Source organism: Kitasatospora sp. NPDC056651 (genome assembly GCF_042792155.1).
In the GTDB taxonomy this organism is placed as follows: Bacteria; Actinomycetota; Actinomycetes; order Streptomycetales; family Streptomycetaceae; genus Kitasatospora.
The window spans coordinates 26,671-47,661 of sequence record NZ_JBHTWX010000035.1; the positions used below are offsets into that span (position 1 = coordinate 26,671).

Consider the following 20,991-nt stretch of genomic DNA (forward strand, 5'->3'; position numbering starts at 1 on the left):
GTCAGCCGCTCGGCAGAGCGACGGCAAAGACGTGTAAGAACCCGCGGGACGGACACGACCCCCGAGCCGGCTCCCCCGGCGGCTCTGCCCGTGGCGAATCTGCGGCGGGCAGAAACAGGGCCTCCGGAGGGCTTCCCGGGCCGACAGTGGAATCGACGGCAACCGCACCTCGACAAGGGAACGCCGATGACTCCACTCACCACACTCCAGCCCCGCGCGGGGGAGGGCGACACCGCGCCCAGCCCCTTCGACGACCACCTCGCGGCGCAGCTGCTCGCGCAGCGGATCGTCCTGCTCGGCACCCAGGTCGACGACGTGTCGGCGAACCGGGTGTGCGCGCAGCTTCTGCTGCTGTCGGCAGAGGACCCGCGCTCCGACATCGGCCTGTACATCAACAGCCCCGGCGGGTCGGTCACCGCGGGGCTGGCCATCTACGACACCATGCGGCTCGTCCCGAACGACGTCTCGACGCTGGCGATGGGATTCGCCGCCAGCATGGGCCAGTTCCTGCTCACCGTGGGGGCACCGGGCAAGCGGTTCGCGCTGCCGAACGCGCGGATCATGATGCACCAGCCCTCGGCGGGCATCGGCGGCACCGCCGCGGACATCGAGATCCAGGCGGAGAACCTGGAGTTCACCAAGCGGGCCATCGAGCGGATCACCACCGAGCACACCGGGCAGAGCGAGGAGACGATCGCGCGCGACGGCGACCGCGACCGCTGGTTCACGGCCGAACAGGCCAGGGAGTACGGGATGGTGGACCGGGTGGTGGATTCGGTCACCGACATCCGCCCGGCCTCCTCCCGCCGACGGATGGGGCTGTGACATGGGGTCGTACACGGTTCCCTACGTCGTCCAGCGCACCGCGCAGGGCGAGCGCTCCTACGACGTCTTCAGCCGGCTGCTGAACGAGCGGATCATCTTCCTCGGCACCGAGATCGACGACGGCGTCGCCAACGTGGTCATCGCGCAGCTCCTGCACCTGGAGTCGGAGAACCCGGAGCGCGAGATCTCGATCTACCTCAACTCGCCCGGCGGATCGTTCACTTCACTGATGGCGATCTACGACACCATGACCTTCGTGCACGCGCCGATCGCCACCTTCTGCGTCGGCCAGGCGGCCTCGACGGCGGCGGTGCTGCTGGCCGGCGGGGACCCGGGGCGGCGCTTCGTGCTCCGCCACGCCCGGGTGCTGCTCGGCCAGCCCGCCAGCGGCGGCAGGCGGGGGACGGTCTCCGACCTCAGCCTCGCGGCCAAGGAGATGGTCCGCGTCCGCTCGCAGGTGGAGGAGGTCCTGTCCCGGCACACCCACCACGAGGTGGCGGCGCTGCGCGCGGACATGGACCGGGACATGGTGCTCACCGCCGAGGAGGCCGTCGCGTACGGGATCGCCGACGAGGTGCTGAGCCGTCGGCACGCGTTCGCCTGACCCCGCGGCGGGGGCGGCGGGGCCGGGCATCCCCTGGAGGCGACCGCCGGGTTGGGTACGATGTGCCCTCCTTGACGCGGGAGTTGGGTGGGGCGAGTGGGATCCTTCATCGGGTACCGGGTCGGGCCGGCACCTCGGAGCGGCGGACGCCCCGAGGGCGGGCCCTCCTCCGACCGGCCCGGATGGGCCGAGTACTCCTACTTCACGGGCGCGGCGATCACCTTCCTCGCCGGTGTGCTGTCCGCGGCGGGCTGGCTGTGGTCCGCCACGGACGGCCGCTTCGACGACATGCCGCTGGGCAGGCTCCTGCTCGTCGCCGTCCTCCTCGTGCCCGCCGTGGCGGCGAGCTTCATCCTCGCCCTCGGCGGCGGCTTCCTCGCGATGACCGCCGTCACCTCCGTCCGTGCCGGCATCTCACCGGCCCGACGGGCCGGGCGGAGGAACGCCCGCACACCCGATTCCCAGGGGGTCGAACCGCACCCGTAGAGCGGTTCAGCCCTGCGGGCTCTCCCCGCGCCACCGCGCGCCGTACGGCCGCACGTCGGCAACGCTCGGGTGGCGGACGGCGTCCAGCCCGTCGTCGGCGAGGAGGTCGGCGATCAGGGCGGCGGGGCCGAAGACCTCGGTGGCGCTGAGGTCCCAGTCGGTCACGACGAACCACGATCCGTCCAGGGGCCACCAGTGGGCGGGGAACTGCGTCCCGGTGGTCCGACCCGGCCACGTGCACGCCTCGTGGTGGGCGGCCGCCTCGTCCAGCCGTCCCCGGCGGGCCGGGATCGGGCTGCCCAGGTCCTCGATCGCCGCCTGAGCCCAGTAGCACTCGGTACGCCGTCCCTCCGGACTGTGACGCGCGAGGACCTCGATCAGGCGGTCCAGGCTGTCGCGGTCGATCTCGCCCACGTCCGGCCGCTCGAAGCCCTCGGGCAGGTCCAGCCCCTCGAAGACCCGGAAGGAGGGGGTGTACAGCCAGTCCTCCAGGCGCTTCCCGGCACGGGCCAGCACGTCGTTCCACCGGACCCGCTCGCCGTCGACCCTGGCGGTGTGCAGGACCCAGCAGCGATCCGGGAAGCCGTCCTGCGGCTCGTGGCCCAGGACGGCCCCGTCCGCTTCCAGCACCGGACGCATTCCGCCCAGCACATCGTCGTCCGCCAACAACTCCACGACGGGCCCCCGACACTTCGCTCGTTCATGCGCGACCACCGCGACCAGGAGAGGTTAGACCAGGCCCCTGAGCCGACATCGGCTCACCAGCCCGCCGCCGCCAACCAAGCAGGGCGCGGGCGCCCTGGTCACCCGAGGTCGAAGGTGTTCGGCAGGCCGAGGCGGTAGCGGGCCTCGTCGGCCAGTTTGAGCGGCTCCAGCTCCGGGGGCCGGAACAGGTCCCAGATCCGGCAGCGCGCGGCGGGCGAGCCGTCGGCGTCCAGCAGGGCGTTGACGGCGCGGCGGGCGGATTCGTTGGCGCCCTCCATGGTGGCCAGGTCGACGTCGGTGCGGACGTAGTCGCCGGCCAGGAAGAAGTTGCCCACGGCGGTCGCGGCGGAGGGCCGGTGGTGGAGGGTTCCGACGGGGTGGACCAGCAGTTGCTCGCGGTTGGCGGGCGCCGGCCCGCCCAGGCCGGTGACGGCCGGGTCGAGGAACCAGGAGTGCACGTCCGCGTCCGCGGGCCAGTCGGCGCCCGGCCGGTCGAGGGCCCGCCGGCACTGTGCCCAGACCTCGCGGGCCACCTGCTCGGGGGTGCACTCCTTGGCCGTCCGGCCGTAGAGGATCCCGGGCCGGTCCCACTCGGAGACGCAGACCGAGAGGCAGTCGCGCACCGTTCCGTCGCCGTACGCGGCCGGGAAGTCCCGGTCCCAGAACTGCGCCTGGTTGACCGTGGTGAGCGACCACGGGGAGTCCAGGCAGACGGCGTGCCCGTGCACCAGCCGCGCCGGACGGCGCAGGTAGAACTGGATGCCCGTCATCCAGTCCGTCTCGATCGCGTCGCAGCGCGCCAGCTGGGGATCGGCGGCGCGCAGCCGCGGGCCCCAGGTGGCGCGGGCGTGCTCGACCGGCAGCGCGCTGAGGTAGTGGTCGGCCCGCACCGTCTCGTCGGCGCCGCCGCCGGCCGGCGCGACCCGGACCCCGGTGATCCGGCCCTCCGCGTACAGCACCTCCCGCACCTCGGTGCCGGTCCTGAACTCGACGCCCAGTGAGGACAGATGGGCCACCCACGGGTCGATCCAGGCCTCGCTGGTGGGACCGTTGAGCACCCGGTCCGGCTGCCCGTCGACACCGCGCCCGAGTGCCCCGTTCAGCAGGAAGGCCTCGACGACGGTCCGGGCGACCGTGCGGGTGCTCGCCTTCTCGGCCCGGGTCGCGACCAGGTCCCGGGTCAGCCCGACCCCGAGGAGGCGCTGGTAGTCGTGGGACATCCGCTCGGCCCTGATGAACTCCCACCAGGGAACCCGCTCCCACTGCCGCTCGCGGCGCAGGTCGCAGCTGGTCAGGTGGACCAGGAGGCGGTCGACGAAGTAGAGCAGTTCGTCGGCGGGCAGGTGCAGCACCTCGTCCAGCACGCCGGCCAGGGTCCGCCGCAGGGCGTCCGGGGCGAGGTCGCCCAGGTCGAGCGGGCGGGTGGTGAGGGTCCGGAACGGGAGCAGCAGGCCCGGGCGCGGGGCGTCGTAGGCCAGCAGCGCCTGGGTGGCGTCGCGCAGGTTGTCGTGGACGCCGCCGGGGTTGCCCGGGCACGGGATGCGGCGCAGGGTGTCCGGCAGGTTGCGGTAGAAGCCGGGGAAGAACCGGAAGCCGTGCTCGCCCGGCAGCGCCCGACGGCCGCCGGTCGCGCTGCCGGGCACGTCCATGCTCCGGGCCTTGCCGCCGAGTGCGTCGTAGTACTCGTAGACCGTCACCCGGTAGCCGCGCTCGGCCAGTTCGTGCGCCGCGCTCAGGCCGGAGACCCCGCCGCCGAGGACCGCCACGGTCCGCCCGGAGTCACGGCGGGTGCCGGTTCGACGTGAGCTCGCGACGGCGCCCGCCGCGGGCCCGAGGGCGAGCGCCCCGCCCAGTGCGGCGGCGCCGGCCAGGAAGCGGCGCCGGGCCGGGCCGCTTTCCGCTGTTCTCTTTGCCAACCCCATGCTGCGCACACCTCCGGCTCCCTGGTCCCCCGAGCGGTGAGGGCGACCCCCGGTGTGCAACGACCGGGACCGGTGTCGGTCACGCCGGTGCGACACCGGTTCGTCGGCTCCTCACCAGGCGACCGGCAGGACGAGCGGGCGGGTGAACAAGTTGTCCTCGTCCCACGGGAGTTCGTCCGCGGCGATCGCGAGGATGAGGGTCGGGAACCGGGTGAAGAGCGCCTCGAAGGCGATCCGCAGGTGCGCCCGGGCCAGGGAGGCGCCCAGGCAGAAGTGGGGCCCGGCACCGAAGGTCCTCGATCCGTCGGTGCGGCGGTGGATGTTGAACCGGTGGGGGTTCTTGTAGTGGTCGGGGTCCCAGGTCGCCGCGATCATCGGCGTGACGACCGACTCCCCCGCGCGGATCAGCACGCCGCGGATCTCGGTGTCCTCCAGCGCGACCCGCGGATTGGACAGGTAGCCGTTGTGGTGCAGCCGCAGGATCTCCTCCACGACCGCGGGCCACAGGCTCGGGTCGTCGCGGACGGCCCGCAGTTCGTCGGGGTGCCTGAGCAGGGTGACGATGCCGGTGGACACCGAGGAGACCAGCGGTTCGACCCCGGTGACGAGCAGGTAGCTGACGGTGCCGTGCAGCTCGTCGGAGGTGATCTCGTCGGCCTGGTGGGCCGCGATCAGCGCACCGATCGGTTCGGCCGGGTCGGGGGCGGACCACTTGTCCGCGATGATCTCGGCGGCCAGCGTGCCGATCCGCTCGGTGGCGGTCGAGACGTCCGCCCGGTCCGCGTTCTGGCTGGTCTGCTCGCGGAAGAAGCCGTGCAGTGCCGCGCGCCGGTCCGCCGGGATGCGCAGCAGGCCGCAGCTGACGCGCAGGGCGAGGGGCGCCGTGTAGGCGCCGACCAGGTCCGTGGGGTTGCTTCCGGCGGCCATGGCGGCCAGCAGGTCGTCGACGTGTGCCGCGATGTCGCCGGAACTCCGTTCGGCGGCCCCCCGGTTGAACAGGGGGTTGAGGATCTGCCGTACCCGGGTGTGCCGGGGCGGGTCGAGGTTGAAGATGCCCCCGGCCACGGAGTTGAAGTCCTCGCCGATCAGCCGTGGTGCGCCCGGGTAGACCAGGTTCCTGGAGAAGCGCGGGTCGGTGAGGACTTCGGTGATGTCGTCGTAGCGCGTCAGCAGCCACGTGGTGTGCCCGCTGGGCATGCGCAGCGGGCACACCGGCCGCTCCCGCCGCAGCGTGGCGTACAGCGGGGGCGGGGTGCCGTGCTCTCCGGCGGGCAGCGGCCATTGGAGGACGTCGGTGACGGTGTGCGGGAGGACGTCGGTGTCCGGCGGGGTCACTGCTGGGCTCCACTTCTGTCGGCGTTCGGCGTCGCGTTCGGCGTCGCGGTCGGCATCGCCACCGGCATCACCGCCGGCGTCGCGGTCGACGCCACAGCGGGCCCGGCGGCCAGCGCGACGGTGGCGAAGCCGTGGCCCGGCGCCGGCGCCAGTGCGGGGACCTCGCCGTTCCACAGGGCGAGTTGCAGGGGCCAGGGACGGTTGTAGAGGAGGACGGCGGTCCGGGTCCCCACGATGCCGGGCAGGTCCAGGACCAGCGGGAGTTCGGCGAGGACGTAGCCGAGGTTGAGTTCGGTCTGGGCCGGGGTCGGCTCGCCCCCGAGGACGGTCCGCAGGTAGCCGCGGGAGGCTTCCCGGCACAGTTCCCGCAGCCGGCTGTCCGAGCGGAAGACGCCGTCGACCTCGGCGCGCAGCTCGCGGTAGCGCCTGCGGGTGGTGAGCCGGGTCCAGCTGTTGACCCGGGCGTGCGGGTTCGGCCCGGAGGCGTCGAGGGCGCGCCGCGCCGTGGCGCGCATCCTGCGCACGACCCGGGTCGCGGTCTGCGCCGCCTCCCGGGGTTCCCGTCCGCCGGCGATGAGGCCGAAGGCCGTCTCGTAGCCGGGCAGGACGGCTTCGACGTGCCGGAAGCGGCCGGCGGCCCAGGCCAGCAGGGTCCCGACGGTCGCGGGCCGGTAGAAGCCGTTGAACGGGCTCAGCCCGAACACGGCGGCTTCACCGGTGTCGAGGATCTCCCGCGAGTGCTCGTTGAGGGGGTGCACCGTGACGGCTTCCGCCGGGACGGCGGTCACAGGCTCCGCCGCCAGTACGCGCCGCAGATGTCGATCGGCTGGATCGGGTCGTCGATCCGGTGCTCCCGCCGGAAGTCGTGCACCGCGGCCCGGCACGCCGGGATGATGTAGTCGTCGACGATCACGAACCCTCCGGTGGACAGCCTGGGGTACAGGTGGGTCAGGGCGTCCCGGGTGGATTCGTAGAGGTCGCCGTCGAGGCGCAGCAGCGCCAGCTTCTCGACGGGCGCCTGCGGCAGGGAGTCCCGGAACCAGCCCGGGAGGAAGGCGACCTGGTCGTCCAGCAGCCCGTAGCGGCGGAAATTCTCGGCGACCTCCTCCTGGGGGACGCCGAGGACCTCGTTGGCCTGGTGCAGGGCCAGTTCGCGGTCCAGGGGGTGCCCGTCGGCCCCCACGTCGGGGATGCCGGCGAAGGAGTCGGCCACCCACACCCGGCGGTCGGTGACGCCGTGCGCCTTCAGGAACGCGCGCATGAAGATGCAGGCTCCGCCGCGCCAGACGCCGGTCTCGATGAGGTCGCCGTCGACGCCGTCCGCGAGGACCCGCTCCAGGCAGTCGTGGAGGTTGTCCAGCCGCTCCAGCCCGATCATCGTGTGCGCGGCGGCGGGCCAGTCCAGCCCTCCGTGCCGTTTCTCGGCCTGGTAGCCGGCCGGGCCGTCCGTGGTGAGCGCACCGTCCTCGTAGATGACGTTGGTCAGGACCCTCTTCATGAGGTCCAGGTAGAGATGCCCGTCGCTGTCGTCCACTAGTGTCGTCTCCATGGCAGGTCGGTCTCGGTGTGAATCGGTGCGGAGGTGCGGGGGCCGGGGGGCCGGAGGTGCGGGGGGCCGGAGGTCCGGGGGGGCCAGGGCCTGGGTTCCACAGGACTTGGGGGAAGGTCACGCCGGGGCCGGGGAGCACCCGCGGTCGATGAAGGCGGGCGCGCCTTCCTCGGCGTTGACGCCCTTCTCGATGAAGGCGAGGTTGTGGTGGACGGTCAGGGCCACGGCGTGGCGGTCGGCGTAGGACGGCCGGGGCGCCGCCGCCGGTGTCACCCACTCCTGGTGGTGCAGGCCGTCGATGAGCTGTTTGAGCAGCCCGACCGAGGTTCCGGGCCCGGCGACGGGGCCGGCGGTGCCGCCGAAGCCGGGCCAGTAGGCGGTCTGGAGGTCCTCGATGACGTACAGCCCGCCGGGGCGGACGTAGGGGAACAGGGCGTCGAAGGAGGCTCGGACGTGGGCGTTGAGGTGGCTGCCGTCGTCGATGACGATGTCGAACGGCCCGAACCGCCGGCCGAGGTCGTCGAGGAGGCCGGGGTCGCCCTGGTCGCCGACGGCGGTGGCGATGCGCGGGCCCCGGACGCCGGGCTTGGGCACGATGTCGAGCCCGAGCACCAGCGCCGCCGGGAAGTAGCGCTGCCACATGCGCAGGGACGCACCGCCCTGGTCCGGCGCGTCGTAGCCGCCGATCCCGATCTCCAGCAGGCGGATCGGCGCGTCCCGGAAGCGGGCGAAGTGCCGCTCGTAGTGCTGGGTGTACCAGTGGAGGTCGGCCCACTTGTCCGAGCCGAACCGGGCGGAGAGCCGGCCGAGGTCGACCGGGTGCCGCCCGCAGGCGGCCACCACCGCCTGGACCGCGCGCGCCAGCCGCTGGCGCTCGCGGACGATCGCGGCGAGTCCGTCCCGGTCCGGGCCGGGGGCGTTCAGTTCGGGGCGGGTGGTCACCCGCCGACTGGTCTGGTGGTCGGCGTCGAAGCCGGGGCCGAGGCCGGGACCGGGGCCGTAGAGGCTGCGCAGGAGGTCGACGGCGTCGTAGCTGATCCGCACCGGCGCGTCCTGCCACCCGTCCCGTTGCGAGGTCAGCCCGTCGCGGTCGACGGTGACGAGGCGGCGGGCCCGGTCCCGGCCCGAGGTGATCTCGAAGGAGAGGTGCGCGGCGTGCTCCACCTCCACGGGGTCGCACCGCACCGCGAGTTCCTCGGCGACGACCGTCGCGACCCGGTCGAGCCCGAGGTCGTCGACGGCCTGGGCCAGCAGGCGTTCGTCCACGACCGCGCGCAGCAGCGGGGCGATCGTGGCCCAGCCGGAGCCGGCCTCGACGGTCTCGGCGGTCTCGACGCTCTCGGCGGTCTCGACGCTCTCGGCCGCCGGGGCGTCGTCTGGCAGCAGGCTCGGCGCGGCGACCGGCTGCGGGCCCGTGCGGGTCATGACGCGACCTCCGACAGCCGCCGGACGACCCGCTCGGGGCCGGGCATCGCCCTGATCTCGTCCCGGACCTGCCGGCACGCCTCGCGGATCCGCTGGTCGGTCAGCGCGCGGCGGACGCCGTCGGCGAGGGCCCCGCGGTCGACGTCCCGGTCGGGGAAGGCCAGCCCCGTCCCGCGCTCCACCACGGCCTGCGCGTTCACCGGTTGGTCCGCCGTCTGCGGCAGGACGAGCTGCGGCACCCCGTGGGCGAGAGCGGTGAAGGTGGTGCCCGACCCGCCGTGGTGGACGACGGCGGCGCAGCTCGGGAGCAGGGCGCTGAGCGGCACCCAGTCGACGGCGCGGACGTTCGGCGGGAGCGGCCCCAGGCCGGACAGCTCCGCCTCGCCCGCGGTGAGGACGACCTCGGCGTCCTCGGCGGCCACCGCCTCGACCACGTCCCGCAGCATCGAGGTGCAGCCGACGGCAGGGAGCACCGACCCCCAGGTGACGCAGACGCGCGGGCGCCGTGGCGCGGCGCACAGCCAGTCGGGGAGCACGGCGCCGCCGTTGTACGGCACGTAGCGCATCGGCCATCCGGTCGCGCCTCCCGGAGGGCGCAGGCTCTCGGGGCACAGGCTCTCGGGGCACAGGTCGACGGTCGCCACCGGCGGGGTGAGCGCGCCGGTGACCCCGTGGCGTGCGCAGACGTCCGCCATGGCGCTCAGCACCTCGGCGAAGGTCGGGTAGGGCAGCCCGATCCCGTGCATCACGCAGGGGATTCCGGCGGCCTCGGCGGCGAGTTGACCGCCGGACAGGAAGGTCGTGAAGACCAGGAGGTCCGCGCGCCAGCGGCGGATCAGGTCGACGGTGCGGTCCACCATCTGGCCTCCCACCCCGTGGGCCAGGGCGACGGCGTCGTCGGGCGCGGCGCCCGGCGGGTCGTCGGGCGCGGGCTGCGGCGGGTCGTCGGGGGCGGGCCCGGGTGGTGAGTCGGCCGTTGCCGGGTCCCTCCGGACCGACGCGCCACCGACGAACCGGTGCCAGGCGCCGGGGAGGTCGTACCGGTCGGGCCTGTTCTTCGCGACCCAGACGCCGAGCCGGTGGTAGGTGTCCGCGGCGTCGCCGTCGGAGACGTCCACGGCGGCCAGGCCCGAGCGCGCGGCCATCTCCAGACTCGGCCCGGTCGTGGCCACCAGGACCGTGTGACCGGCCTCCTGCGCGGCCCACAGGGTGGGAACCGCCGGCATGAGGTGGCCGACCCCGGGCGCCGCCACGAACAACACGCGCACAGACTGCTCCTAACCGGATGAAGGCATCGAGGATCGCCAATGCGGCGAGATTTGCTGGGGATTGTCCAGCCCGGCCGAACCGCTTTCAAGCACGCCGGGCCGGACCCGTCACTCCGAGGTCAATCGCGCCGAACGTTACACCTGTTTCACCGGCCCGCATCGCAACCGCATTCCGGCGGCGACTTGACCGGGAAACGACGGACACGAGAATGTGTCACGCGACGTCCATTCCAGCGGAGTTCGAAATGGATTTTATGTGATGAGCACATTTCTAGACCCCCGGGTCGGCAGGAAAACCGATTCGGCCGCACTGGCCGAAGGCCTCCGACTGGCCGGCGAGGACACTCGGACCCTGCACTCCGTCGTCCACTCCTACGAACTGGCCGACATCACGGCCGTATTGGTCGACGAAATCCTCTTCCGCTGCGATCCGCCCGGCAACGCCGACCCGGTCACCATCACCATGGACGTCACACGCGGCGAAGAACGACACCGCGTCTCCTTTCTGGTACAAGCCGGCCGGCCGGTCCACCTGAACGACACAAAAGACCCGGCCGCACTCCACATCGAATTCGACGTCATCGACCTGGTACGGGAACTGTTCGGGCCCACCGGACCCGGCGGACCGGCAAGCCGCGGGACCGCCCTGCAATTCGTCCCGGAATCCATGACGGCGGAGGGCATCCGCCCACTCGGCCCGATCATGGCGGCGGCCAGCACGGTCCTCACCGGCTGCTCCTCCGACCACCCCGGGCTCGCCCGGCTGGCGGTGCGCCACGACTCGGACAAATGGGGCGGCCTGCACTGGTTCGCCCCGCTCTACGAACGCCACCTGCACCACCTGCGCACCCAGCCCGTCCGGGTACTCGAAATCGGGATCGGCGGATACGACGACCCCGCCCACGGCGGCGGGTCGTTGAAGATGTGGAAGCACTACTTCCCACGGGGCCTCGTGTTCGGCGTCGACCTGTTCGACAAGAGCGGTCTCGACCAGCAGCGCCTCCACACGCTGAAGGCCGACCAGAGCGACCCCGCCCAGCTGCTCGACATCGCCGAGCGACACGGCCCGTTCGACATCGTCATCGACGACGGCAGCCACGTCAACGAACACATCAGGACCACCTTCCGGGCCCTGTACCCCCACGTCCGCCCCGGAGGCCTGTACGTCATCGAGGACCTGTGGACCTCCTACGCCCCGGGCTTCGGCGGGAACGAGGACCCCGAGGCCTGCGGCACCACCACGCTCGGCCTCGTCAAGCAGCTCGTGGACGACCTCCACTACGAGGAGCAGCCGGCGAAGCCCGCCGACGGAGTCGGCGCGTCCCTGGCCGGCCTGCACCTCTACCGCAACATCGCGTTCCTGGAGAAGGGCCGCAACGCCGAAGGCGGGATCCCGGACTGGATCCGCCACGCCGCCGGCAACTGAGCCCCCCTTCCCGGCGGCTGGGCCGTCAACTCCGTTGCGGGGCAGGATGGTTCGTGGAGTCCAGCCTCATCGGTGCCCGGGTCCTCGTCGAGATCGGCGACGGCCGCACCCGCTTCGCCGACGCCAGGGCGCTCAAGGCCTACACCGGATCAGCGCCGGTCACCCGCGCCTCCGGCAAGAGCCACGCGGTGATGGTCCGCCGGGTCAAGAACCAGCGTCTGGCCGCGGTCGACGACGGCTCGGCATCGGCGGCTCGTACCCAGTTCCGCAGGGTCTCGTGGTTGACCCCGATCTCCTTCGCGACAGCCGCGAACGTGCGCCGGCCCTCCGAGGCCCGGTACAGCGCGACGGCATCACGACGGAACTCGTCCGAGTACCTCGATGGACGTCCCACCTGGGCTTCCCTTCCCGGATCGTCAAGATCCAAGTGTCAGGGTGTCCACGTCACGGGGCAAAGCTCACGTTGCCCGTCGGTGTCGGGCTGCGACAGGCGCGGCGGCCGCGGTGGATGAGTGGTGATGCCGGGTCAGTGTGGCGCGTTTGGGACGGCGAAGCCGTGCAGGAGGGCTCCGGTGGTGTCGGGGTCCTCGAACATGGGTGTGTGGCCGACACCGTCGAGGATCTCGATTCGGGCGTGGGGGATTCGGCGGTAGTCCTGGGCGGAGGACGGCTGCCATCGCCGGTCCTGGGAGCCGAAGATCACCAGGGTGGGCAGGTCGAGGCCGGCGAGTCGGTCGGGAATGGACCGTTCCTTCGTGTACGCGGTGGACGCATCGTCGGTCGCGGTGAGGCTGCGGTAGGTCATGCCCCGGATGTCGGTGACCATCCGGTCGGGGATCCGCACCTGACGGGTGAACGCGGTGCTCAGCGCGTCACGGATGGTGCCGTCGGTGCGCAGCCGCCAGAGCAGTTCCCCCACCACCGGCGTGGCCACCAGGCGGCCGGTGAAGCTGTCGCCGATGTACGCGTCCAACCGCGGGCCAGTGTCGATCAGCGCGATCGCCGCCACCAGGTCGTGGCGCTGTTCGGCCAGCGACGTGGCGACGTCGCCGCCGGTGGAATGCCCGACGACGGTCGCGCGGCGCACCCCGAGCCGATCGAGTACGGCCCCGACCCGGCGTGCCTGCTCCGCCATGCCGTAGCCATCGGCCGGTTTGGCCGATCCGCCGTGCCCGAGCAGGTCCACCCGCACCACGTGCAGGTCCCGCAAGGCCGGCAGCACTGGATCCCACCATGCCGTCGAGCCACCCAGGCCGTGCAGGAGCACCACCGTGGGCGCGTCGGGCGGCCCATCCTGCACGACGTGGATGTCCCCGCCGGGAAGGCGGACGATCTGCCCGCCGGAGGCTTCGGCCGTCTGCGTGGACACTGCCAACGTGTTCACCGTGAGGAGGGCGGCCAGCACGCCGACGGCCAGCAGCGTGATCCGCCATCGTCGACTCCACGCCCGCCGTCCGCGCGGGGTGCGCGGCGCAGCGTCTGCGCGGCTGCGGGTGCGTGGGTGTTGCGGGGTGGTCGTCTCGTCCATAGTTCCTCCGTCGCTCGGTCCGTGGCACCACCACCCTGCCGACGGCCGGCGCGACGCGGCTTGGAGAAATGTCCGCGCCTCACGCATGGTTGATCCCGCCGCCGAACCGCTCGTACAGTCGGGACGTGCTACCAGTTCGCCGGAAGGCAGACCCCACCGCGGCCTGGGAGATCGCGCGACCGTCGCGGGCAACCGCGCTGCCCGGTGTCGACATGGCCGGATTCCGCATTCGCGACGACAACCCGATCGAACTACGAGCCATCCCCCACCCCGCCGTCACCGTGGCTGTCGAGTTCGGTGACCGCCCGTTCGGCATCTACGGCGCCGGCGGCGGAATGCGGTCGGCGAGCCTGGCCGCCGGGCTCGCCTTCAGCGCGTTCCAGGTGCGCGCCGAAGGCATCGAGTGCGTGCAGATCCGCCTGTCTCCGCTTGTCGCGCACCTCGTGCTCGGGCTCCCGCTCGCAGAGTTGCGCGGGAGCGTCATCGCGCTCGACGACCTGTGGGGCCGCGACGCGCCGCGTCTGCGGGAGCGGCTTCACCATGCGCGAACCTGGCCGGAGCGCTTCGCGCTGATTGACACAGAACTGCTTACCCGGCTCCGTGCAGGCAGGCCGGTCGATCCCGAGGTGGCCTGGGCCTGGCGCCAGATCGCCGCCAGCCACGGCCAAGCCCGCGTGAGCGACCTCGCGGCCCGCACCGGGTGGAGCCGCCAGCGCATGTGGTCACGCTTCGGCTCGCAGATCGGCCTGACACCCAAACGCGCCGCCATGCTGGTCCGCTTCGATCACGCCATCCATCGCCTGGTCTGCGGGCACACCCCCGCGCGAGTGGCAGCGGACTGCGGCTATGCGGACCAGTCCCACCTCCACCACGACGTCCGCGCGTTCACCGGGAAACCCCCCACCGCCGCCGCGAACGAGCCATGGCTGGCCGCCGACGACAGGGCCTGGTCGGCACACGGCGGCGCGGCCTGACCGGCACCACGAGTGACTGGTCTGCCGAAAGAGATCCGAGTCTCAGGTGAGCGTCAGGTTGAGGGGCTAAACGTTCGTCCACTGCCTGACCGGTAAGGACGGATGTGACATCGCGTCACATACCGCCCTCCCAGAAGGAGCAGGAACGTGCGAGTGGCGCGCGCTGCTGTACCCCGAGGTCTACGACATGGCCCGCTTCCGGGAGGAGCGCAAGGAGTTCCCTCCGTTCGGCGTGCTCTACCTCGCCGCGGTCTGCGAGGAGGCCGGCCTCCACGGCGTCCGGGGTACCCACCTCCGGCCCGACTGGGACGGGAACTGGGCGAAATTCCACATCCACCACAATGACGAAAGGCGGTGGGGAAGCGACCAGCAATGGGCGGAAGTCGAAATGCCGCACACCCGCCTACGGGAATTCGTCGAATCCGGATGGAACTCGCAGGGATGAATTCCCGACACAGAGCGGCATGCCAGGATCCCCGCATGCCGGCGCCTTTCATTTCCGGATTACCGATTCGCACGCTGGACGAAGCGGCGTCGAACAGGCTGTGGAATTGGACTCTGCGACGCCAGGGGCTCGCCGAGGACACCCGGCCCGGTTCGGTGGAAGCGATCGCACGGGCCGGCCCGGGCCTGCACGGCCCCCTCCACCACCGCGACATCGAAGACCGTCTCGCCCAGCGCGGTGTCAGCACCCCGCGAGCGCGCCTCGCCCTCAAGCTGTCCTGGGAACGGGGGGACATCGCCTACCTGAACGCCTCCGACGCCTGGAACCGGGAAGTGCGGACCTTCGCCCTGACCAAGCAGGCCTACCCGGAAGCCGACCTCGGCCTCGACCGGCAGCACGCCACAGCCTTCCTGGTCGAGGCGTACTTCGAGACCCGCCCCCGCTACCTCGGCGGCCTTCCCGCCCGGCGCGCCTTCAACCGGATCGGCGAGGTCCTGCCCACCGTCCTCCACGACGGCCAGGTCATCGGAACCTGGGCCTGGGACGAAGCCGGGCGCCGTGTCACCGCCAGCCTGGTCAGAGGACGCACCACCCCAGAGATCCGAACCACCGCCAAGGCCGACGCGGACCGCCTGACCCGGGTCCTGCGGCAGGGCTGGACTTCCGGCAGGCCGGCCCGCACGACCATGATCCCCGGCCAGATGACGCTACTGCCGGAGCAGATCCAGGCGTAGTCGCTGGTCCGGGAATCCGTACAGGCGATCATGAATTGGCTGCTAGCCTGCTGCCCCGACGTCTCTCAATTCCCGACCGTGCAGCGAGGCTCCTCGTGATTCCCCTCGAAAAGAACCAGTCACTCGAAGACATTCAGCGATACGTCGCCGACATGGAAGTCGAGCGGGGATTCAGCGACAAGCCGCTTATCGAACAATGCCTCCAGCTCGGCGAAGAAGTCGGCGAGGTGTTCAAGGCCGTCCGCAAGAGCGAAGGCATGCGACTCGACCCGAACTCGAAGGTCGGCAAGGTCGGCGAGGAACTGGCCGACGTGCTCATCTACCTCTGCGCCATCGCCAACCGCCTGGACATCGACCTCGCCGACGCCCTCCGGAACAAGGAGGCGGTCAACGAGACACGCACCTGGGTCTCCGCCTGATCAACACGGCTCTCGGTTCGGGGAAGGCCGGACCGTGAACGGCACTCATCGCCGCGGTCACCACTGGTGGGCCGAGACCCCACCCCGGCTTCGGCGGGAGACGGGGCGCCGGGCCTTCGTTCGGCTCCCCGCTGCCGGTGCACCGTCAGGCGGCCCGCGATCAGCACTGGAACCGGTGCCTTACCGGGGGCAGGTCGGGCTCGTTCGCGGCACGGCTCAGCGTCCAGTCCGTGAAGCGCCAGACCGTCCGGAGGCGGGGCGCGGGCGCGTCCCCGCGTGGGGTGGGGAGGTCGTCCGCGCGCTGCCTGACCGGGGCGGTGCGGGTCGGGTGTGCGAGCGCCGGGCCCGCGGGGAGGTCGGTCATGGTGTCTCTCATCCGAAGGTTCAACGCCAGTCGGCGGCGCGGCGGTGCCGCAACTCCCGGGTGCGCTCCCGGAGGAGCCGCATGGTGTCCGACTCGGCGGGCTCCAGGGGCGGGGCGGGGTCGGCCTGGTCGGCGCCCGCCGCCGGGTCCTCAGGCGGTGTGGGAACGGGTTCACCCATGCCCGCCACCCCGGGGGTGCTCGCAGTACGGCGCGTGGCGCTCCCGCAGCACCCGAACGTCGCTCAGGCGCGAGGCATCCCGGTAGCAGTAGCCGGTCGCCGAGTCGGCGACGCGCAGCGCCGCACAGGCGATGGCGTCCAACTCCCGGCACCTGGAACACTCCTGGGCCGTCAGGTCCTTCACCGTCATCACGCCGATTCGCCACCTTTCGCCACGGTGAATCCGTCCGATTCGGCCAACCCCGGAGCGGGCCTCGCCGGTACGGTTCCGAGGGGTGTCGAACCCTGGCGGATTTTCCGGCAGTCGGGATGGGGAGACCATGGGGAAGCAGCCGAACCAGAAGCTCATCGACTGGATCACGCGGTCCGGCCTGAGCCGGGGTGAAGTGGCCCGCCGGGTGCACCGGCGATCGCTCGACCACGGGATCCGGCACATCAACCCCGACACCACCGGTGTCCGTCGTTGGTGCCAGGGCGAGCGGCCCCGCAACCCCCTCCCCCGCATCATCGCCGACATCTTCTCTGCCCACTTCGGCTACCGGGTCACCACCTACGACCTCGGCTTCACCGAATCGCCAGACCTTGACCGTCCGCTGACTTACAGCGCATCGTTCGGAGAGACAGTCGAAGCGGTCACCGAGCTGGGGAGAGCGGACATGGACCGACGGACGTTTCTGGCGGCAGTGCCGTTCGCCGCGACGGCAGGAGTCGGACCTTCCCGCGACTGGCTGCTCAACACCCTTGACCAACAACCCGAACCCGGCCCTCGCGTCCGACTCGAGGACGTGACCAGCGTCCGCAACATGTTCGCAAGCTTCCAGGACATGGACGTGATGCAGGGCGGCGGGTCCGGTCGGCTGATCCTCACCGCCTACATGAACGAGCACGTGTACCCGCTACTCCGGCGCGCCTTCGCCGACGACGTCCGGCGTGCCCTGTGCGCAGCCACCGCCGAGCAGACCTACCTCCTCGGGTGGATGGCGTACGACGACGGGCAACACGGCACCGCGCAGCGGTACCTGATCCAGGCACTCCGGCTCGCCGAGGAATCCCAGGACGCCGCACTGGGGGCCCACGTCCTGGCCGGGATGGCCGACCAGGCGACGCTGCTCGGCAACCCGCAGGAAGGCCGCAGGCTCGCCCAGGCCGGCCGCCAGGGGCTTTCGCGCTCCGACTCCCCCGCGTGCCTCGCGGACCTGTGGACCCTTGAGGCCCGGGCCCTCGCGGCGGCCGGAGACGGCAAGGCGGCGTCGCACGCCGTCACCGAGGCGGAGCGGGCCTTCGCCAGGGTCCAGCCTGAGCGCGAGGCGGAGTGGGCGAAGTTCATCGACGGCGCCTACCTGCACGGGGAGTTCGCCAACGTCTTCCGGGACCTGAGCCGGCCGACCCAATCCGCCGAGCACGCCCGCCGGTCGATCGACTTCGCCAGGGCGCAGGGCAGGGCCCGGCGTGGCGCCATGTCCCAGGCGGCCCTTGCCGTCTCCCACATCCAGCAGGGCGACCTGGAGGCGGCGCACTCGGCCGGGGTCCGGGCGATCACCCTGTCTGCCCGGGTGAAGTCGTCCCGAAGCGTCGAAGCCGTACAGGACGTTCAGCGTCGGATGGTGCCGTTCGGTTCCCACCCGCTGGTCGCGGACTTCAACGAACGGACGCGTGTCCTGCTCGCGGCCTGACGCCTCGACAACGGCGTCCGTCCTGAGCGCCAGGGGCACCCATTCGGCCACAGCAGGGCATGGCGCTACGCAGTCACTTCGTCACACGAGGCTCCGCGCCGTTGCCTCTACGCGCTCCTGCGCACGCCCAGGGCTGGATCGACCATCGGAGGGAAGCCCGTGCCTGAGACCGCCCTGCTCTTCCGCCACATCACCGACGTGGCGGAGGCCCGTCAGGTCATCATCGATCTGCACGTAGAGGTCCGCGGCGACTTCGGCCTGATGGACCGCCCGTTCAACTCACCGGAGCGCTTCGGGGAACGACTGACCGGACACTCGTCCCGGCCCGGTTGGGAGGCCGTGATCGGCTACGACGGCGACGAACCCGTGGGGTTCTGCTACGTGGTCCCACTCGGTCCGGACACCAAGTGGTGGTCGTCAATGACCACACCCCTGCCCGAGGGATACACCGAGGAGGACGGGCGGCGCACGCTGGCGTTCAACGAGGTCGTCGTCCGTGGACCGTGGCGGGGCGAGGGCGTGGCCAGGCAGCTGCACGACGAGGTGCTGGGCGGACGGTCGGAGGACCGTGCGACGCTCCTGGTCAACCCGCAGGCGGGCGACGGCAAGGTGAAGGCCGTCTACGAGTCGTGGGGCTACCGGCAGATCGGCTCTCAGCAGCCCTTCTCGGACTCGCCCGTCTTCTCCGTGATGATGAGGGAGCCGCTGAGGTAGTACGGGCCAGGCCCCCCAACCCTCCGGAGGCCTGAGCAGCAGCCGGACAGCGGGGCCGACCAAGCCGCCTGGCCACAGAGGCTCCGCTGTCCGTCGAACGGTCAAGCCCGTCGAGATACAGACGAGGCTGACGACAGGAACCCGCCCCGGTCTACACGGCTGGAACCGGGCCGGGTCGTAGGTGCCGGGCCCAGATCCAGGCCTTTCGGTACGGGCCACCACCGCTGCTGTCGTACTGCGGTTCGTCGAAGTTGACCCAGTACGCCAACTCTCCGCCCCCGGCCCGAGGAGTCCCGACGGGCTCGGGCGCTCCCGTGGCGTCGATCGTGCCCGGGAATTCCACCTGCCACGGCCCGTCCCACGCCGGGTCACGGACCACCATGACCCGGCTACCTGGTGCCAGCACACCCGCCGGCCACGCATGGTTCAAGGGGCGGCCCAGGATCAGCTCGACAGCCTCCCGGTCCCGGGTCTGTGCCGAGTCGGAAGATGAGTCAACAGTCATGCGCTCAGCTTCCCCCGGCAGACTCCAAGAAGCCACGAATTAAAGAACGAGCTGAGGCTCCGCCATGGGCACTCGTCCCCTCACCGGCCCTGGGAGGACGGCGACGCCGGGGCAGCGAGGCGCCCTGTCCACCCAGTCCGGTGGGCGGACAGGGCGCCTCGCCGTTGCGGGATCAACGGACCCCAGTAGCCTCGGTCCATGCGCTCCGTGGTGTTCGACATCGGCGAGACCCTGACCAGCGACACCCGTTACTGGGCGGACTGGGCGCGCTGGCTCGGCGTTCCGGCACACACGATGTCGGCCCTGGTCGGCGTCGTGCTGGCCCAGGGGCGGGACAATGCCGATGCGATCCGGCTCGTCCGCCCGGGCGTGGACGTCGCCGCGGAGTGGCGGGCCCGGTGTGCCGCGGGCCTGGGCGACCGCCTCGACGAGACTGACCTCTACCCGGACGTGCGCCCCGCACTCTCCCGGCTGCGCGAGGCCGGACTGTGGGTGGGTGTCGCGGGCAACCAAAACGCCGCCGTGTCCGGCCTGCTGAGCGAGCTCAACCTGCCGATGGACGCGATCGCGACCTCGGCGGAGTGGGGCGTGGCGAAGCCGTCGCCGGGGTTCTTCGAGCGGGTCATCGCCTGGGCCCCGGGCAAACCGCAGGAGATCCCGCACGTCGGCGACCACCCCGCCAACGACGTGGTTCCGGCCCGGGCCGCCGGGCTGCGCACCGCACACCTCCCCCGTGGTCCCATCGGGCTGGCCACCACAACTGCCGGCGCCGATCGGACCGTTGGCTCGCTGAGCGAACTGGCCGAGCTGCTGTCCGACCAGTAGCCGAACCGCCTCGGCGGCACGCCCGCGCTGGTGCCGATCCGAGTGCGTCGGCTTCCCCTCGGCCGGTCAGGGCTTGCGGTGCCTCCCCGTTGGCTTCTTCGGGGGCTCGGCGGTCGGCATCGGGATCACCCCGTCACCGTCGATGCCGTGGACGAGGCGCTGCGCGGCCGCGTAGTCCGGGGCGATCGTCTCCGGCACCCACTGGTAGCCGTCCCAGCTGGAGACCAGACGAGGCTCGCTCTGGTGGAGATGGGCCGGGGCGATCTCGTGACCGATCGTCACGGCCTTGAGCTGACCGACCGGCCGACGCCGGGCATCCCGTCGCGCGGCCCACTGCGCCAGCGGTTCGTCCTCGTCCACCTGGTCCTCCTCTGCGGCAGGGACGCCCAGCCTACCGGCGGCCAGGACCGGAGCAGCCGGCCCGGATCTCCGGCTGACGGGCCCTCGCTGCCACGATCGAGGCGGAGCCCACCACGGGCCGGGCCCGCTCGTCCGCGTTGGCCAACCGCCTCCCGAAGGCAGCGGCGGCTCGGGACCTCCGCGACGATGACCCCGGGCCGCCCTGGGGTCGGTGCCGATCAACCGCGCATCTCCGATGTCACCCCGTCGAGGGACGCAGTCGGGCCGGTGACGACCGGGACTGCGATCACCTCCGGTGTGTCAACGGCATCTGAGAGTCCGCCATGGAGACCCCACTCCGTCGCCGGCTGGGCGGGGGCGACGGGGCAAGGGGTGCGGGTTCAGCGGCTGCCCCCCCCCCCCGCTGGCGCGGGGAGGACGCCTTCTGCTCTGGCGTGAGGGACTGCAACAGCGGCTGACCCCCGCTGGCGCGGGGAGGACCACGCCGACACCGTAGGGGGCCAGTGGAACTCGGCTGACCCCCGCTGGCGCGGGGAGGACGGCTACGAACTCGCAGACCCGGACTGCCCGAACGGCTGACCCCCGCTGGCACGGGGAGGACTCCGGCCACGTGACAACCCAGCCCTTGCGCAACGGCTGACCCCCGCTGGCGCGGGGAGGACGCCCCCGCCTCCTCGGACAGGGTCCACGCCCCCGGCTGACCCCCGCTGGCGCGGGGAGGACATA

23 protein-coding genes, 2 pseudogenes and 1 CRISPR repeat array (1 of these 26 only partly in view) are annotated in these 20,991 nt (G+C 71.9%); of the genes and pseudogenes, 12 read left to right on the forward strand and 13 right to left on the reverse strand.

The genetic code is table 11. The features are described 5' to 3' along the window. Positions 1–186 precede the first annotated feature (186 nt). From ACFRAR_RS16215 to ACFRAR_RS16225, 3 genes are all read left to right on the forward strand, one after another. Positions 187–825, forward strand: coding sequence for an ATP-dependent Clp protease proteolytic subunit (locus ACFRAR_RS16215; RefSeq protein ID WP_380698704.1), 639 nt, complete (start codon positions 187–189; stop codon positions 823–825). Between the two features lies 1 nt (position 826). Then, complete coding sequence (locus ACFRAR_RS16220; protein WP_380698705.1) at positions 827–1,429, forward strand: ClpP family protease; 603 nt, start codon at positions 827–829, stop codon at positions 1,427–1,429. A gap of 96 nt (positions 1,430–1,525) precedes the next feature. Then, positions 1,526–1,915: a hypothetical protein gene (locus tag ACFRAR_RS16225; RefSeq protein ID WP_380698706.1), complete on the forward strand. Its 390-nt coding sequence runs from the start codon at positions 1,526–1,528 to the stop codon at positions 1,913–1,915. Between the two features lie 6 nt (positions 1,916–1,921). On the opposite strand, the gene ACFRAR_RS16230 is transcribed toward ACFRAR_RS16225, so the two are convergent. The 7 genes from ACFRAR_RS16230 to ACFRAR_RS16260 form a co-directional block, all read right to left on the reverse strand. Beyond that, positions 1,922–2,581 carry a hypothetical protein gene (locus ACFRAR_RS16230; protein WP_380698707.1) on the reverse strand — a complete coding sequence of 220 codons (660 nt, stop codon included), beginning with the start codon at positions 2,579–2,581 and terminating at the stop codon, positions 1,922–1,924. A gap of 137 nt (positions 2,582–2,718) precedes the next feature. Then, positions 2,719–4,542 (reverse strand): FAD-dependent oxidoreductase, encoded by a 1,824-nt coding sequence (locus tag ACFRAR_RS16235; RefSeq protein ID WP_380698708.1) that lies wholly within the window; start codon positions 4,540–4,542, stop codon positions 2,719–2,721. A 111-nt stretch (positions 4,543–4,653) separates the two neighbouring features. Then, entirely contained in the window at positions 4,654–5,877 is a 1,224-nt protein-coding gene (locus ACFRAR_RS16240) for a cytochrome P450 (protein WP_380698709.1), read from the reverse strand. Further along, positions 5,874–6,665, reverse strand: a complete 792-nt coding sequence (locus tag ACFRAR_RS16245) for a tRNA-dependent cyclodipeptide synthase (RefSeq protein ID WP_380698710.1) — start codon at positions 6,663–6,665, stop codon at positions 5,874–5,876. The genes ACFRAR_RS16240 and ACFRAR_RS16245 overlap by 4 nt, the downstream gene beginning before the upstream one ends. Then, positions 6,662–7,426 (reverse strand): TylF/MycF family methyltransferase, encoded by a 765-nt coding sequence (locus ACFRAR_RS16250; protein ID WP_380698711.1) that lies wholly within the window; start codon positions 7,424–7,426, stop codon positions 6,662–6,664. Before ACFRAR_RS16250 ends, ACFRAR_RS16245 begins: the two co-directional genes overlap by 4 nt. Before the next feature lie 117 nt (positions 7,427–7,543). Then, complete coding sequence (locus ACFRAR_RS16255) at positions 7,544–8,851, reverse strand: hypothetical protein (protein WP_380698712.1); 1,308 nt, start codon at positions 8,849–8,851, stop codon at positions 7,544–7,546. Continuing rightward, positions 8,848–10,119: a nucleotide disphospho-sugar-binding domain-containing protein gene (locus tag ACFRAR_RS16260; protein ID WP_380698713.1), complete on the reverse strand. Its 1,272-nt coding sequence runs from the start codon at positions 10,117–10,119 to the stop codon at positions 8,848–8,850. Before ACFRAR_RS16260 ends, ACFRAR_RS16255 begins: the two co-directional genes overlap by 4 nt. Positions 10,120–10,378: 259 nt before the next feature. Here ACFRAR_RS16260 and ACFRAR_RS16265 point away from each other — a divergent pair, with 259 nt between their 5' ends. Together ACFRAR_RS16265 and ACFRAR_RS16270 are read left to right on the forward strand one after the other, a co-directional pair. After that, on the forward strand, positions 10,379–11,545 hold the full coding sequence (locus tag ACFRAR_RS16265) for a hypothetical protein (protein ID WP_380698714.1): 1,167 nt from the start codon (positions 10,379–10,381) through the stop codon (positions 11,543–11,545). Positions 11,546–11,610: 65 nt separating this feature from the next. Then, positions 11,611–11,766: pseudogene (locus ACFRAR_RS16270) on the forward strand (transposase); the annotation flags it as partial. On the opposite strand, the pseudogene ACFRAR_RS16275 reads toward ACFRAR_RS16270, so the two are convergent. Both ACFRAR_RS16275 and ACFRAR_RS16280 read right to left on the reverse strand, forming a co-directional pair. Next, positions 11,763–11,939 (reverse strand): annotated as a pseudogene (locus ACFRAR_RS16275) (transposase); the annotation flags it as partial. The pseudogenes ACFRAR_RS16270 and ACFRAR_RS16275 overlap by 4 nt on opposite strands. A 132-nt stretch (positions 11,940–12,071) precedes the next feature. Continuing rightward, on the reverse strand, positions 12,072–13,073 hold the full coding sequence (locus ACFRAR_RS16280; RefSeq protein WP_380698715.1) for an alpha/beta fold hydrolase: 1,002 nt from the start codon (positions 13,071–13,073) through the stop codon (positions 12,072–12,074). A 125-nt stretch (positions 13,074–13,198) separates the two neighbouring features. Here ACFRAR_RS16280 and ACFRAR_RS16285 point away from each other — a divergent pair, with 125 nt between their 5' ends. The 4 genes from ACFRAR_RS16285 to ACFRAR_RS16300 all read left to right on the forward strand — a co-directional run bounded on the left by ACFRAR_RS16285 (position 13,199) and on the right by ACFRAR_RS16300 (position 15,645). Then, positions 13,199–14,047: a helix-turn-helix domain-containing protein gene (locus ACFRAR_RS16285; protein ID WP_380698716.1), complete on the forward strand. Its 849-nt coding sequence runs from the start codon at positions 13,199–13,201 to the stop codon at positions 14,045–14,047. 187 nt (positions 14,048–14,234) lie between these two features. Beyond that, positions 14,235–14,492: a hypothetical protein gene (locus ACFRAR_RS16290; protein WP_380698717.1), complete on the forward strand. Its 258-nt coding sequence runs from the start codon at positions 14,235–14,237 to the stop codon at positions 14,490–14,492. A gap of 155 nt (positions 14,493–14,647) precedes the next feature. Beyond that, the gene (locus tag ACFRAR_RS16295; RefSeq protein ID WP_380698718.1) at positions 14,648–15,226 is read left to right on the forward strand and encodes a hypothetical protein; all 579 of its coding nucleotides are present in this window, start codon (positions 14,648–14,650) and stop codon (positions 15,224–15,226) included. A 95-nt stretch (positions 15,227–15,321) separates the two neighbouring features. Continuing rightward, a complete protein-coding gene (locus tag ACFRAR_RS16300) occupies positions 15,322–15,645 on the forward strand; it encodes a MazG nucleotide pyrophosphohydrolase domain-containing protein (protein ID WP_380698719.1) in 324 nt (107 codons plus the stop codon). 160 nt (positions 15,646–15,805) lie between these two features. Here the strand turns inward: ACFRAR_RS16300 and ACFRAR_RS16305 are convergent, their stop codons facing one another. Genes ACFRAR_RS16305 through ACFRAR_RS16315 form a run of 3 tightly spaced genes read right to left on the reverse strand, consistent with a single transcriptional unit; the run spans position 15,806 to position 16,378 of the window. Further along, positions 15,806–16,009 carry a hypothetical protein gene (locus ACFRAR_RS16305; RefSeq protein ID WP_380698720.1) on the reverse strand — a complete coding sequence of 68 codons (204 nt, stop codon included), beginning with the start codon at positions 16,007–16,009 and terminating at the stop codon, positions 15,806–15,808. Positions 16,010–16,029: 20 nt separating this feature from the next. Beyond that, positions 16,030–16,188, reverse strand: a complete 159-nt coding sequence (locus ACFRAR_RS16310; RefSeq protein ID WP_380698721.1) for a hypothetical protein — start codon at positions 16,186–16,188, stop codon at positions 16,030–16,032. Beyond that, positions 16,181–16,378: a hypothetical protein gene (locus ACFRAR_RS16315; protein ID WP_380698722.1), complete on the reverse strand. Its 198-nt coding sequence runs from the start codon at positions 16,376–16,378 to the stop codon at positions 16,181–16,183. Before ACFRAR_RS16315 ends, ACFRAR_RS16310 begins: the two co-directional genes overlap by 8 nt. 130 nt (positions 16,379–16,508) lie before the next feature. Between ACFRAR_RS16315 and ACFRAR_RS16320 the strand changes: the two genes are divergently transcribed. The 3 genes from ACFRAR_RS16320 to ACFRAR_RS16330 all read left to right on the forward strand — a co-directional run bounded on the left by ACFRAR_RS16320 (position 16,509) and on the right by ACFRAR_RS16330 (position 19,905). Beyond that, positions 16,509–17,861, forward strand: coding sequence for a transcriptional regulator (locus tag ACFRAR_RS16320; protein ID WP_380698723.1), 1,353 nt, complete (start codon positions 16,509–16,511; stop codon positions 17,859–17,861). Between the two features lie 159 nt (positions 17,862–18,020). After that, the gene (locus ACFRAR_RS16325) at positions 18,021–18,575 is read left to right on the forward strand and encodes an N-acetyltransferase (RefSeq protein ID WP_380698724.1); all 555 of its coding nucleotides are present in this window, start codon (positions 18,021–18,023) and stop codon (positions 18,573–18,575) included. Between the two features lie 703 nt (positions 18,576–19,278). After that, positions 19,279–19,905 carry an HAD family hydrolase gene (locus tag ACFRAR_RS16330; protein ID WP_380698725.1) on the forward strand — a complete coding sequence of 209 codons (627 nt, stop codon included), beginning with the start codon at positions 19,279–19,281 and terminating at the stop codon, positions 19,903–19,905. A gap of 66 nt (positions 19,906–19,971) precedes the next feature. On the opposite strand, the gene ACFRAR_RS16335 is transcribed toward ACFRAR_RS16330, so the two are convergent. Continuing rightward, positions 19,972–20,265: a DUF6087 family protein gene (locus ACFRAR_RS16335; protein WP_380698726.1), complete on the reverse strand. Its 294-nt coding sequence runs from the start codon at positions 20,263–20,265 to the stop codon at positions 19,972–19,974. A gap of 390 nt (positions 20,266–20,655) precedes the next feature. Continuing rightward, a CRISPR array of direct repeats spans positions 20,656–20,991; the repeat unit is 28 nt; unit sequence GGCTGACCCCCGCTGGCGCGGGGAGGAC; it runs 1,218 nt beyond the window's last position.

Bases quoted from the DNA above. Each gene is read 5' to 3' on its own strand.
- ACFRAR_RS16320 (WP_380698723.1), top strand. From the start codon at position 16,509: ATGGGGAAGCAGCCGAACCAGAAGCTCATCGACTGGATCACGCGGTCC.
- ACFRAR_RS16235 (WP_380698708.1), bottom strand. From the start codon at position 4,542: ATGGGGTTGGCAAAGAGAACAGCGGAAAGCGGCCCGGCCCGGCGCCGC.
- ACFRAR_RS16330 (WP_380698725.1), top strand. From the start codon at position 19,279: ATGCGCTCCGTGGTGTTCGACATCGGCGAGACCCTGACCAGCGACACC.
- ACFRAR_RS16280 (WP_380698715.1), bottom strand. From the start codon at position 13,073: ATGGACGAGACGACCACCCCGCAACACCCACGCACCCGCAGCCGCGCA.
- ACFRAR_RS16315 (WP_380698722.1), bottom strand. From the start codon at position 16,378: ATGACGGTGAAGGACCTGACGGCCCAGGAGTGTTCCAGGTGCCGGGAG.
- ACFRAR_RS16290 (WP_380698717.1), top strand. From the start codon at position 14,235: ATGGCCCGCTTCCGGGAGGAGCGCAAGGAGTTCCCTCCGTTCGGCGTG.
- ACFRAR_RS16305 (WP_380698720.1), bottom strand. From the start codon at position 16,009: ATGACCGACCTCCCCGCGGGCCCGGCGCTCGCACACCCGACCCGCACC.
- ACFRAR_RS16265 (WP_380698714.1), top strand. From the start codon at position 10,379: ATGAGCACATTTCTAGACCCCCGGGTCGGCAGGAAAACCGATTCGGCC.
- ACFRAR_RS16250 (WP_380698711.1), bottom strand. From the start codon at position 7,426: ATGGAGACGACACTAGTGGACGACAGCGACGGGCATCTCTACCTGGAC.
- ACFRAR_RS16215 (WP_380698704.1), top strand. From the start codon at position 187: ATGACTCCACTCACCACACTCCAGCCCCGCGCGGGGGAGGGCGACACC.
- ACFRAR_RS16255 (WP_380698712.1), bottom strand. From the start codon at position 8,851: ATGACCCGCACGGGCCCGCAGCCGGTCGCCGCGCCGAGCCTGCTGCCA.
- ACFRAR_RS16310 (WP_380698721.1), bottom strand. From the start codon at position 16,188: ATGGGTGAACCCGTTCCCACACCGCCTGAGGACCCGGCGGCGGGCGCC.
- ACFRAR_RS16220 (WP_380698705.1), top strand. From the start codon at position 827: ATGGGGTCGTACACGGTTCCCTACGTCGTCCAGCGCACCGCGCAGGGC.